8 protein-coding genes and 2 pseudogenes are annotated in these 12,486 nt (G+C 72.4%); 8 read left to right on the top strand and 2 right to left on the bottom strand.

All coding sequences use genetic code 11. The annotated features are described in order from the left end of the window. Both G3I42_RS13200 and aceB read left to right on the top strand, forming a co-directional pair. A pseudogene (locus G3I42_RS13200) lies at positions 1-206 on the top strand (4-diphosphocytidyl-2C-methyl-D-erythritol kinase); the annotation flags it as partial. A gap of 230 nt (positions 207-436) precedes the next feature. Then, positions 437-2,065 carry a malate synthase A gene (aceB, locus tag G3I42_RS13205; protein ID WP_164285616.1) on the top strand — a complete coding sequence of 543 codons (1,629 nt, stop codon included), beginning with the start codon at positions 437-439 and terminating at the stop codon, positions 2,063-2,065. 106 nt (positions 2,066-2,171) lie between these two features. Here aceB and G3I42_RS13210 read toward each other — a convergent pair whose 3' ends face one another. Then, entirely contained in the window at positions 2,172-3,056 is an 885-nt protein-coding gene (locus tag G3I42_RS13210) for a HipA family kinase (RefSeq protein ID WP_164285618.1), read from the bottom strand. A gap of 220 nt (positions 3,057-3,276) precedes the next feature. After that, complete coding sequence (locus tag G3I42_RS13215; protein ID WP_164285620.1) at positions 3,277-7,164, bottom strand: glycoside hydrolase family 2 TIM barrel-domain containing protein; 3,888 nt, start codon at positions 7,162-7,164, stop codon at positions 3,277-3,279. Positions 7,165-7,502: 338 nt separating this feature from the next. Here G3I42_RS13215 and G3I42_RS13220 point away from each other — a divergent pair, with 338 nt between their 5' ends. From G3I42_RS13220 to G3I42_RS37545, 6 genes and pseudogenes are all read left to right on the top strand, one after another. Next, a complete protein-coding gene (locus tag G3I42_RS13220) occupies positions 7,503-8,720 on the top strand; it encodes a substrate-binding domain-containing protein (RefSeq protein ID WP_164285622.1) in 1,218 nt (405 codons plus the stop codon). Positions 8,721-8,760: 40 nt separating this feature from the next. Next, the gene (locus tag G3I42_RS13225; protein WP_164285624.1) at positions 8,761-9,507 is read left to right on the top strand and encodes an ABC transporter ATP-binding protein; all 747 of its coding nucleotides are present in this window, start codon (positions 8,761-8,763) and stop codon (positions 9,505-9,507) included. Further along, positions 9,504-10,298 carry an ABC transporter ATP-binding protein gene (locus tag G3I42_RS13230; RefSeq protein ID WP_164285626.1) on the top strand — a complete coding sequence of 265 codons (795 nt, stop codon included), beginning with the start codon at positions 9,504-9,506 and terminating at the stop codon, positions 10,296-10,298. Before G3I42_RS13225 ends, G3I42_RS13230 begins: the two co-directional genes overlap by 4 nt. Beyond that, on the top strand, positions 10,298-11,185 hold the full coding sequence (locus G3I42_RS13235; protein WP_164285628.1) for a branched-chain amino acid ABC transporter permease: 888 nt from the start codon (positions 10,298-10,300) through the stop codon (positions 11,183-11,185). The genes G3I42_RS13230 and G3I42_RS13235 overlap by 1 nt, the downstream gene beginning before the upstream one ends. Then, a complete protein-coding gene (locus G3I42_RS13240) occupies positions 11,182-12,330 on the top strand; it encodes a branched-chain amino acid ABC transporter permease (protein ID WP_164285630.1) in 1,149 nt (382 codons plus the stop codon). Before G3I42_RS13235 ends, G3I42_RS13240 begins: the two co-directional genes overlap by 4 nt. Then, positions 12,327-12,486 (top strand): annotated as a pseudogene (locus G3I42_RS37545) (alpha/beta hydrolase); the annotation flags it as partial. The gene G3I42_RS13240 and the pseudogene G3I42_RS37545, both read left to right, overlap by 4 nt.

Below are 12,486 nucleotides of genomic sequence, written 5' to 3' on the forward strand. Positions count from 1 at the left end.
CGTACGGCGGCGAGCGCGGGCACCCGGTCCTGCTCGGCGCCGCGCACTGGGCCGGGGTCGCGGCGGGGGCGGCGGGCGACCAGGGGGCGCGGGCCTACCTGCGGGAGCACGCGGCGGAGCTCCGGCTCGTCGAGTGCGGGGACCTCTGCGACCCGTACGACATCGACACCCCCGAGGACCTGCGGCGGCTGCGCGGGACGTCCTGACCCCCGCGACCGACCGGGCTGGCACCGAGGGACATCGCCCCGGGCGACCCCGGCCATTGACTTCCGCGATAAGAAAACTAGTATCCATTAGCAAGCGGAGAGCACGGGTCTTTCCGTCCGTAGGCCCCCACCCCTCCCCGCCTGCCCCCTGAAAGCGCGTGGCACGCAGTGCCACAAGCGCCCTGCCGCACACAACGTGCCGTCCCCCCGAAGCCGAAGGAGTGCCCCTCATGTCCGCACCCGCTCCCGCCGTCGTCGTCGCCGACGCCCCGCACGCGAGCCGGCAGGAGGAGATCCTCACCCCGGCCTCGCTCGCCTTCCTCGCCGAGCTGCACCGCGCCTTCGCACCGCGCCGCGCCGCACTCCTCGCGCACCGCGCCGAGCGCCGCGCGGAGATCGCCCGTACCGCCTCGCTCGACTTCCTGCCCGCCACGCGCGCGATCCGCGAGGACGACTCGTGGCGCGTCGCGCCCGCCCCCGAGGCGCTTCAGGACCGCCGCGTCGAGATCACCGGTCCCACCGACCGCAAAATGACGATCAACGCGCTCAACTCGGGCGCCAAGGTGTGGCTCGCCGACTTCGAGGACGCCTCCGCCCCCACGTGGGAGAACGTCATCGGGGGTCAGGCGAACCTGATCGACGCCTTCGAGCGGAAGATCGACTTCACCGACGAGCGCACCGGCAAGAGCTACGCGCTGCGCCCCGACGCGGAGCTGGCCACCGTCGTGGTCCGGCCGCGCGGCTGGCACCTGGACGAGCGCCACCTGGAGGTCGACGGCGAGGCGGTCCCCGGCGGGCTCGTCGACTTCGGGCTCTTCTTCTTCCACAACGCCGAGCGGCTCGCCGCGCGCGGCAAGGGCCCGTTCTTCTACCTGCCGAAGACGGAGTCGCACCTCGAAGCGCGGTTGTGGAACGACGTGTTCACGCTCGCGCAGGAGAGGCTGGGCATCCCGCACGGCACGGTCCGCGCGACGGTCCTCATCGAGACGATCACCGCCGCCTACGAGATGGAGGAGATCCTCTACGAGCTGCGCGAGCACGCCGCCGGGCTCAACGCGGGCCGCTGGGACTACCTCTTCTCCATCGTGAAGAACTTCCGTGACGGCGGAGCGAAGTTCGTCCTCCCGGACCGCAACGCCGTGACGATGACCGCCCCGTTCATGCGCGCGTACACCGAACTCCTCGTCCGCACCTGCCACAAGCGCGGCGCGCACGCGATCGGCGGCATGGCCGCGTTCATCCCCTCGCGCAAGGACCCGGAGGTCAACAAGACCGCGTTCGCGAAGGTCCGCGCCGACAAGGACCGCGAGGCGGCGGACGGTTTCGACGGCTCGTGGGTCGCGCACCCCGACCTCGTCCCGGTCGCCATGGAGTCCTTCGACGCGGTGCTCGGCGCGCGCCCGCACCAGAAGGAGCGGCTGCGCGAGGACGTCGACGTGGCCGCGAGCGACCTCATCGCGATCGACTCGCTCGACGCGCGGCCGACGTACGACGGGGTCGTCAACGCGGTGCGGGTCGGCATCCGTTACATCGAGGCGTGGCTGCGCGGCTCGGGCGCGGTCGCGATCTTCAACCTGATGGAGGACGCGGCGACCGCCGAGATCTCCCGCTCGCAGCTGTGGCAGTGGATCGACGCGGGCGTCGAGGTCGAGCACGAGGGCGCGCCCGTCCTCGTCACGCGCGACCTGGTCCGGCGGATCGCCGACGAGGACCTGGCCGCGCTGCGCGCGGACCTCGGCGAGGAGACGTACACCGCGGGCCGCTGGGACGAGGCGTACACGCTGCTCCTGGAAGTCGCGCTCGCCGACACGTACGCGGACTTCCTGACGGTGCCCGCGTACGCGCGGTTGCGGGGCTGAAGGGGCCGGGGCTCCGCCCCGAGCCCCGGGGGGCTTCGCCCCACCCCCCTTCGGGGCTCCGCCCCGGACCCCTCTCCTCAAACGCCGGAGGGGCTGATTTCCGGGCTCAGCTTTGTTGGCGGCCGTGCAGGTCGGGGACGTGCTGGAGCCATGCCGGGCGGCCCGCGAGGGTCCTGTCGCGGCGGCGCCGCTCGGCCTCGGACAGCTCGCCCGCGCTCGGGAACCCGGTCGGCAGCCAGCGCGCGGAGAGCGCGGCACGCTCGGCGAGGTGCCGTACGTAGGCGTCCCTGACCTCCTCCGGCCCCGCGAAGCCCTCCTCGCCTTCGAGCCACGCGTCCGGGACGAGTGCGACGACCTCGCGCAGCAGTTCCTCGCCGACCCGCGGGGCCAGCTCGGCGTCGGCGGCGCGCGTGTCGGGCGCGTAGCCGCCGAGGGCGTGCGCCCGGAAGTCGTACGCCTTGCCGCGCGCGTCCTCGGCCCCCGCCCAGCGGTGGTGGAAGACGAGCGCGGCGCCGTGGTCGATGAGCCACAGACGCGGTGGCGCGATGCCGCGCGTGGGCCACACGAGCAGGTTGGTGCTGTGCACGGTGCGGTCGACGTTGGCGGTGAGCGCGTCGAGCCAGACGATCCGCCCGGCCTCGACCGGATCGACGGGGAACTCCCCCGCGACGAAATCGGCCGCCCCGGACAGGTAGTCCATCCCGAGATTGATGCCGCCGCTCGCGTCGAGCAGCTCCCGCACCTCCTGATGCGGCTCCGCCGCCCCGAGCGCCGGGTCGAAGTCCACCAGCAGCAGCTCGGGCACCCGCAGCCCGAGCCGCCGCCCCAGCTCCCCCACGATGACCTCGGCGACGAGCGCCTTCCGCCCCTGCGCGGCCCCGGCGAACTTGACGACATAGGTGCCGAGGTCATCGGCCTCGACGACGCCCGGGACGGAGCCGCCCGCGAAGAGGGCCTTGTCGTAGCGGGTCGCGGTGACCTCTCTCAGCATGTCCCAGGGCTCCCTCGCTCGGTCCGCGCGCACTCCACGACGGCGTCCCGCGCGGAGTCACCCCGGTCGAAGGGGTACGCGGGGGCGGCGCGGGAGACGTCCATGACACTGATCGTGTCACGTCGCCCGTCGCGCGCGGCGACGGCGCCTTCGTCCGCGGGGCCGACAGGGGAGGGGGCGCGGCCCCTGGGACCGCGCCCCCTCCCGTCGTCCCCGCCGACTACGCCGTTCCGGTCGGGCGCCGCGCCGCCCGTCCCGCCTCCGCCACGTCGCTGATCAGCCGCAGCCGGTACGTGTACGCGTAGTCCCGGTCCGCGAACAGCTTGTACGCGTCATGGGTGTGCGCGCCCCAGCTCTGGTCGCCGCCTACGCCCATCTGCCGGTGGTTGACGCGCAGGATCACCTCGTCGCGCGGGGTGAGCTGGAAGTCGTGGCGGTCGCCGAGGGAGAGGTCCTCCGGGGTGAAGTGGGAGGCGTTGACTTCGAGGAGTTCCTCGCCCCACACGAGCAGGCCCCGGCCGCGGCGGTCGGTGAGGGCCGCCCAGCGCACGTCGGTCTTGTTGCCGTTCTCCTGCGGCCGGAGGTACGGCGTCCACTGCTCGCGCACGGTGGAGGACCAGCGGCCGACATCGGTGCCGTCCTTGCGGTCCCAGTGGTTCTCCTCGGGCCCGCGGCCGTAGTAGTGCAGCCGGTCGAAGCCCGCGGGTACGTGCAGGATCGTGCCGACCTCCGGGAGGTAGGGGAGGTCGGCCGCGCCCGGGTGGAGGGTGTTGTCGACCTTGATCTCGCCGTTGCCGAAGACGGTGTACACCGTGCTGTACGCGGATTTCGTGGACGTCGGCAGGGTGCCCTCGACGGTGACGGTGACCGCGCGGCCGTCGCCGAGCGGGCGTGCCGTCACCTTCTCGACCGTGCGGCGGGCGCCCGCGTCCCGCCAGGTCTGGTTGCGGGTGTGCTGGCCGTTGCCGCGGTCGTTGTCGGTCGGGGCGCGCCAGAAGTTGGGGACCGCTCCGCTGAGCAGCAGTGCGGTGCCACCGGCCTCGAACGTGGTGAGGAGTCCGGTCGACTTGTCGATGACAGCCTTGAGCCCCTTGTCGCCCCTGACGGTGATCCGCTCGGCGCCGTCCTCGTACGACAGCTTCGGCACGGCGGCGAGCGGGACGGGCTTCACCTCGGGGCTGCCCGCGTCGAGGGGCAGCTGGACGCGGGCCACCTCATAGCCCTCGTCGGCCCACGGGGTGCGCTCCTTGGTCGTGAAGGAGAGCTGGAGGAAGTACTCGGCGCCGGGGGCCGGGTCGTCCGGGAGGTGGACGGGGACGGTGATGTCCTTGCTGCTGAGCGGGGCGACGTCGAGCTGTGCGCGGCTGAGCTTCCCGCGCCGGACCACCTCGCCGTCGCAGGCCAGTTCCCAGCTGCCGTTCCAGGCGCGGAGGTTGGTGAAGAGGTTTTCGTTGGAGAGGGTGAGGGCGCCGGGCGCGCCGCCCTTCTTGAGGCTCGCGCCGATCGTCTGGTAGATCCGTTTGACCTCGGCGGCCTTCCCGGTGTGGGCGCGGTCGGGCAGGACGATGCCGTCGCCGCTGAAGGCGCCGTCGTTCGGGTTGTCGCCCCAGTCGCCGCCGTACGCGGCGAAGGTCTTCTCCCTCGCCTTCTTCGCCTCGTGGCCGACCGTGCGGGCGTCGAACCAGAAGCGCACTCCGTCGTCGTCGGGGCCGCGTCCGTTGTCGGCGAGTTCGGCGGCGCTCAGGGCGCGGGCGTGGACGCGGGCCCGGCGGATCGTGCCGCTGAACTCGCGGACGGGGTTCTCCACCTCGCCGGCCAGGGAGAGGGACGCGGTGGAGCCGGACGGCGTGCGCGTCGTGGTCTTCGTCGCTCTGGCCTCGCCGTCCACGTAGAGGGTGAGAGTGCCCTTGTCCGCGTCGAAGACGCCCGCGATGTGGTGCTCGACGCCGGTCCAGCCCTCGTCGGGCGTGGGCCAGGAGGCCGTGATCCACTCGCCGTCCGCGTAGAAGAAGAACTCCAGGGTCTTCCCCGACTGCTTGAGCGCGTAGTGGGTGTCGCCCTTGGCGAGGATCGGCTGGTCGTAGCCGCGTACGTGGGGGGTGGCCCAGGCTTCGAGGGTCAGGGAGCCGCGCAGGTCGAGGCCGTCGTCGCGGGCGAAGACGGTCGCGCCGGAGACGCCCTTGTCGCGGCTGAAGGAGCCGGACGGGTTGACGATCCGGCCCTTGAGGCGCGCGGGCCCGGTCTCGGTGAACACGACGCGCTCCGGGGTCGGCCAGTTCAGGGCCTGGTCGACGAAGTCCCAGATCCAGCCGCCCTGGAGGACGTCGTAGCGGCGCACGACGTCCCAGTACTCCTTGAAGTTGCCGGTCGAGTTCCCCATCGAGTGGGCGTACTCGACCATCACGTAGGGGCGGGTGTCACCGGTGTCCTTCGCGCGGGCCTCCACCTGGCTCGGCGACTCGTACATCTTCGAGCGGATGTCACTGACGCCCGGGCTGTTGTCGCCTTCGTAGTGGATGACGCGGGTCGTGTCGTAGCCGTGGATCCAGTCGTACATGGCCTTGAAGGCGGACCCGCTGCCCGCCTCGTTGCCGAGCGACCAGATGACGGCGCAGGCGTGGTTCTTGTCGCGGTGGACCATGTTCTGCGCGCGGGCGACGCACGCCTTCGTCCAGTCGGGGTGGTTGGTGGGGTACTCGCCGTTGACGCCGTGGGTCTCCAGGTTGGTCTCGCCGACGAGGTAGAGGCCGTATTCGTCGGCGAGTTCGAGCCACAGGGGGTTGTTGGGGTAGTGCGAGGTGCGTACCGAGTTGATGTTCAGCCGCTTCATGATCCGGATGTCGCGGACCATGTCGGCGCGGCTGAGGGCGGAGCCGCGGTCCGGGTCCATCTCGTGGCGGTTGGTGCCGCGCAGCGAGACGGGCTGCCCGTTGATGCGCATGAGGCCGTCCTTGAGCGCGAACTCGCGCAGGCCGACGCGGTGCGACAGCGTCTCGACGACCTTCCCGTGCGGGTCGCGCAGGCGCAGGACGGCGGTGTAGAGGTAGGGGTCCTCGGCGGACCACAGGCGCGGCGAGGGGACGGACTTGGCGTACTCGACGCTCACTTCGGACGCGGTGAGGGCGGCGGAGCCGGTCAGCGGCCGGCTCCAGACGGCGTGCCCGTCGGCGTCGTAGAGCTGGGTCTCGACCTTGTACGCGGCGCCCTCGGCGTCGCCCGCGTAGTCCCGTACGTGCGCCGTGACCGACAGCTCCGCCGCCCGGTAGCCGTCGCCGAGCGGGGTCTCGATCTTGAAGTCCCGCAGGTGGACCGCGGGCGTCGAGAACAGGTACACCGAGCGGAAGATACCGCTCAGCCGGATCATGTCCTGATCCTGGAGCCAGTCGCCGTCGGAGTAGCGGTAGACCTCGACCGCGACCTGATTGGTGCCGTCCACGAGGTACGGGGTGATGTCGTACTCGGCGGGCGTGTACGAGTCCTCGTGGTACCCGGCGAGTTGCCCGTTGACCCAGACGTAGTGCGCCGCCTTGACGCCCTCGAAGTGCAGGAAGGTGCGCCGGCCGCGCCAGCTCCCCGGCACGGTGAACGTGCGCCGGTACTGGCCCACCGGGTTGTACCGGGTCGGCGCGGCGGGCGGCTGGGCCTCCTCGCCGAGCCCGTTGGCGCCCCACCACGGGTAGGTGATGTTGACGTAGAGGGGCTTGTCGTAGCCGTGCAACTGCCAGGCGGACGGCACCGGGACGGTCTCCCAGCCGGAGTCGTCGAGGTCGGTGCGGTAGAAGTCGTCGAGCTTGTCGGCGGGCCGCTCCACGTACGCGAACTTCCACCGGCCGTCGAGGCTCTGCCGGTACGGGGAGCGCGTGCGGTCGGCGGCGAGCGCCTGCCGGACGCTCTCGTACGGCATGAGGGTGGTGTGCGCGGGCTCGGTGCCGAGGCGGAAGAGGTCGATGTGCCCGTTCCACTCGTCGCCGCCCGCGCTCACGTCCCCCGTCGCGCCGAACGTCCGTGCTGCGGGCAGGACTTGGGTCATCGCGAGCGTGCCGAGCACGACCGCCCCCGCCTCCAGGAGGCGACGGCGGCTCACGTTCACGCGGGACGGGTGCGGCATGGCTGTGCCCTTCCGGCCGGGATCTCTTGCGGAACCGCGCCCACCCTAGGAACAGAACAGAACCGAGACAATAACGACGTCGGATTCTGTCGCTTTCTGAGCGATAGGCCAGGGGCGGTCCCGGCGCGGCTCCGGTCGCGGCCCGCCCGGGTCACGCGGGTGTCCCCCATGTGCCGCGCCCACACCGTCGCCCCCACAGGTACGGTGCGCGGCACCATGTCCGGGGGCCCTGCCCGGAACCTACGGTCTGGCCGACAGTTCACCCGCGCCGCCACCGTCGTCCGTCGCAGGTCCGTCCCCCGTGGGGACGTGGTGGCCCCAGCGAAAGCCGGTCCGCCATGTCCCTCGCTCCTGCCCGCTCCGGAAGACTCGCCGCCCTCGCGGCCCTCTCGCTCGGCACGCTGCTCCTCTCCGCCTGCGCCTCGCCCGGCACGGGTGGCTCCGAGGGGGCGAAGAGCGGGTCCGCGCCCGTGAAGGTCGGTCTCGTCTACTCCAGGACCGGGCCGCTCGCCGACTACGGCAAGCAGTACCTCCAGGGCTTCAAGGCCGGTCTCGACTACGCGACCAAGGGCACGAACAAGGTGGGCGGCCACAAGATCGTGGTGACGGAGCGGGACGACGCGGGGGACGCGGCGAAGGCGACGGCCGCGGGCAAGGACCTCATCGGCAAGGGCTACAAGATCCTCGCCGGGACGACGGACTCGGGCATCGCGCTCCAGATGGCGCCGCTCGCCGCGCAGAACAAGGTGCTCTTCCTCGACGGGCCCGCCGCGACCGACGCGGTGACCGGCATCAACGCGTACACCTTCCGCTCGGGCCGCCAGTCCTACCAGGACACCCTGACCGCCGCCGCGATGCTCGGCGACGCGAAGGGCAAGAAGGTCACGGTGCTCGCGCAGGACTCGACGTTCGGGCAGGCGAACGTGGCGGCCGTGCGGGCCGTGCTCGGCAAGGAGGGCGCGAAGGTCTCGAAGGTGCTCGCGCCGCCGTCGGCGACCGATCTCACCCCGTTCGCGCGGCAGGTGAAGTCGGCGAAGCCGGACCTGGTCTTCGTGGCCTGGGCCGGGGCGACCGCGCCCGCGCTGTGGACGGCGCTCGACCAGCAGGGCGTGCTCAGCTCCTCGAAGGTCACGACCGGGCTCGCGGGCACCGCCTCGTACCCGGTCTTCGGCAAGGGCGGCGACAAGATCACCTTCCTCGCGCACTACTTCGGCGGCGCGGCGGGCACCGAGGCAGAGAAGGCGATGACCGCATCGGTGAAGGAACAGGGCGGCGTGCCGGACCTGTTCACGCCCGACGGCTTCACCGCCGCGCAGATGGTGGTGCGGGCGGCGGAGGAGAGCCCCGAGGACACGGCCGGGATGATCAAGGCCCTGGAGGGCTGGTCGTTCGAGGGCGTCAAGGGGGCGAACGAGGTCCGCGCCGAGGACCACGCACTGCTCCAGCCCATGTTCCAGGCGAAGTTGAAGGGTACGGGCGCAGGCGCGCGGCCAGAGCTGGTCAAGAAGCTCGACAAGGGCGAGGTCACCCCGCCGGTCCAGCCGATGAAGGGCTGACCCGGTGAGCACGACACAAGCAGTGCGCGCGGAAAGGCCGTTGGCCCCGCCCGTCCTCTCGCTCGAAGGCGTGGGCTGGACGGTCGGCGGGGCCCGGATACTCGAAGACGTCTCGCTGGACGTCCGCGAGGGCGAGTTCCTCGCCTTCATCGGGCCCAACGGGGCCGGGAAGACGTCCCTGTTCAACCTCGTGAGCGGGCTCGTGCCCGCCACCTCGGGCCGCGTCCTGCTCGACGGCGACGACCTCACCCGCGCGGCCCCGCACGCACGGGCACGGCGCGGCCTCGGACGGACCTTCCAGACCTCCAGCCTGTGGCCCGCGATGACGGTCGCCGAGCACGTGCGGCTCGCGGCGCAGGCCGCTGCGGGCGGCTCGTACCGCGTGTGGCGCAGGGCGGCCGCGTACCGCGAGAAGGTCGCCGACGTGCTGGAGCGCACGGGCCTCGCACACCGCGCCGGGGCACTCGCCTCGGCCCTCTCGCACGGCGAGAAGCGGAAGCTCGAACTCGCGGTGCTGCTCGTCGCCGAACCCCGGCTCATGCTGCTCGACGAGCCGATGGCGGGGGTGAGCGCCGAGGAGGTCCCCGCGCTCACCGGGCTGATCCGCTCGCTGCACCGCGACGAGGGCCGCACGGTCCTCATGGTCGAGCACCACATGGACATCCTGCTCGGCCTCGCCGACCGGCTCGCCGTCATGCACCACGGCCGGCTCCTCGCGCTCGACGCGCCGGACGCGGTGATCGCCGACGAGACCGTGCAACAGGCGTACCTCGGGGAGGCGTTGTGAACACGGCACCACCGCTGCTCGCGGTACGGGGACTGCGGGTCCTCATCGGCGGGCGGCACATCCTGCACGGCGTCGACCTCGACGTGGCCCCCTCGGGCGTCACCGCGCTGCTCGGGCGCAACGGGGCGGGCAAGACGACGACGGTACGGGGCGCGCTCGGCCTCGTCCCGCGCACGGGAAGCGTCGTGTTCGACGGCGCGGAGACCGCGGGGCTCGCGACGCACGCGCTCGTGCGGCGGGGAATCGGCTACGCGCCCGAGGACCGGGGCGTGTTCGCCTCGCTCACGGTCGCCGAGAACCTGCGGCTCGCCGAACGCGCGGGCGGCACACCGGACTACGCCCGGGTGCACGAACTGTTCCCCGAACTCAGAGCGAGAGAGCGACAGTTGGCGGGCACGCTCTCGGGCGGTCAGCAGCAGATGCTCGCGATCGGGCGGACACTGCTCAACGGCAACAAGCTCGTCATCGCCGACGAGCCGACGAAGGGACTCGCGCCGAAGGTCGTCACCGAGGTGACGCACGTCCTGGAGCGCGCGGCCGAGGCGGTCCCCGTGCTGCTCGTGGAACAGAACCTCGCGATGGTGCGCAGGCTCGCCACCCGCTGCACGGTCCTCGCGGACGGCCGCACGGCCCACCAGGGCCCGGCGGACGCGCTGTTGAGCGACCCGGAGGCGACCCGGCGACTGCTCGGGGTGGGGCGGGCCCGTCCCGCCGCCGGTTCCGAAGCCCCCGCCGGTTCGCCCTCCGCCTCCTCCGAAGCCCCCGCCGCACCGAAGAAAGCGGGTGCCTGATGTCCACCGTCGTCCTGCTCGTCCTGACCGGACTCGGTCTCGGCGCGCTCTACTTCCTCGTCGCCTCCGGGCTCTCGCTCATCTTCGGGCTCATGGACGTGCTCAACTTCGCGCACGGCGCGCTGCTCTCCATCGGCGCGTACGCCACGTGGTGGGCCGCGTCCGGGCACCTCCCCGGCGCCGGGTCCGGCGGCTTCGGCTTCGTCCTCGCGGTCGTCTTCGGCGTCTGCGTGGGCACGTTGGCGGCGGTGCTCGTCGAACTCCTCGTCGTACGACCCCTGTACACGCGCCCGCGTGAACAAGTCCTCGCCACCGTGGGGATCTCCCTCGCCGTCCCCGCGCTGCTCGCGGGCATCTGGGGCTCGGACGCGCACAAGTTCCCCGGGCCCGAGGCGCTCGGCGACACCTTCGGGCTGCTCGGCGCGCGCGTGCCGGTCAACCGGCTCGTGCTCGTCGCCGCGGCCGTCGTGGTGTGGGCCGCGCTGAAGCTCTTCCTGGACCGCACGCGGCACGGCCTCGTCGTACGCGCCGGGGTCGAGGACCGCGCGATGGTCACCGCGCTCGGCATCGACGTGCGCAAGGCGTTCACGCTGGTCTTCGCGATCGGCGGGGCCGCCGCCGCGCTCGGCGGGGCGCTCGGCGGGCTCTACTTCGGTTCGGTCGACCCGCGCCAGGGCACCTCGCTGCTCATCTTCGCGTTCGTCGTCGTCGTGACGGGCGGCATGGGCTCCGTGAGCGGCGCCGCCGTCGCCTCGGTCGTCATCGGCCTCGTCCAGCAGTTCGCCAACTACTACACCAGCGCAGGGCTCGGCGACCTCGCCGTCGTCGTCCTGCTCGCCGCGCTCCTGCTGCTGCGCCCGCGCGGACTGACGGGGAGGCTCGCGTGAGCACCATCACAGAAACACGGACCGAACGCGCCGGGCGGGCGGGCGCGCCGGACCCCAAGCGGCGGCTCCTGCGCTGGTGGCCGGCCGCCGTGCTCGTCGTCCTCTTCGTGCTGCCGTACGGCACGGTGGAGATCCCCGGTCTGCTCGACGGGCCGGTGGGCAGCGCGGGAAGTCTGCAACTCCTGGCGCTGTGCCTGCTGTTCGGCGGGCTCGCGACGGGGTACGACCTGCTGCTCGGGCGCACGGGGCTGCTCTCCTTCGGGCACGCGCTGTACTTCGCGGCGGGCAGCTACGCGACCAACACCTTCCTGCGGGAGGCGGGCCTGTCGTTCTGGCTCGCCGCGGTGCTCGGCCTGGTCTTCGGGATCGCCGCCGCGCTGCTCTTCGGCGCGGTGAGCCTGCGCGTGACGGGCATCGGCTTCTCGATGGTGACGCTCGCGTTCGCGCAGGCGGCCTCGCTGCTCGTCGCGCGCGACCCGGGCGGCTTCACGGGCGGCGAGGAGGGCATCTCGGCGCCGGGCGAGGCACTGCCGGCCTCGCTCGTCGGGATCGGCAACACCGCGAACCTGTACTGGATCGCGCTGGCGTTCCTCGTGCTGTGCCTCGCGGTCGTGCACTGGACGACCCACTCCCCCACGGGCCGCGTGTGGGAGGGCATCAAGGAGAACGAGCGGCGCGTGGAGGTGCTCGGCCTGCGCCCGTACGGGTTCAAGCTCGTCGCCTTCGTCGTCGCGGGCACGCTCGCCGCGCTCGGCGGCATCGTGCACCTCCTGCTCACGGGCGGCTCGACCCCGGCCACGACGACGTCGGAGTTCACGCTCTCGCTCCTCGTGATGGTCGTGCTCGGCGGCTCGGGCACGCGGTGGGGGCCGATGCTCGGCGGCATCCTCTACACCTGGGCGGACCACCGGCTCGGCGACCTCGCGAACTCGGCGACCGTCGCCGACCTCCCCTCGGTGCTGCGGGTCCCGCTGAGCCAGCCGCTCTTCCTCCTCGGCGTACTCTTCGTGATCGTCGTCAACGTGCTGCCGGGCGGGCTCGCGGCGCTCCCGGGACGCGTCCGCGCGGCCCGCTCCGGCACCCGTACCCCCGGCGGCGACAGCCCGGCCGCTGCGGCGGCCCCCACCGAAAGGCAAGACGCGTGAGCACGACGGACCTCGGCACTTCCCCGCTGCCCTTCGACGAGGTGCGGGTGCCGGTCGGCGGCGGCGACCTCGCGGTCCTGCACTGGCCCGCGCGCGAGCCGGACGCGCCGACCGTCCTCGCCCTGCACGGCATCACGGCGAACGGCCTCTCCTGGG

Origin of the sequence: Streptomyces sp. SID11385, from assembly GCF_010548245.1 — a bacterium.
In the GTDB taxonomy this organism is placed as follows: Bacteria; Actinomycetota; Actinomycetes; order Streptomycetales; family Streptomycetaceae; genus Streptomyces.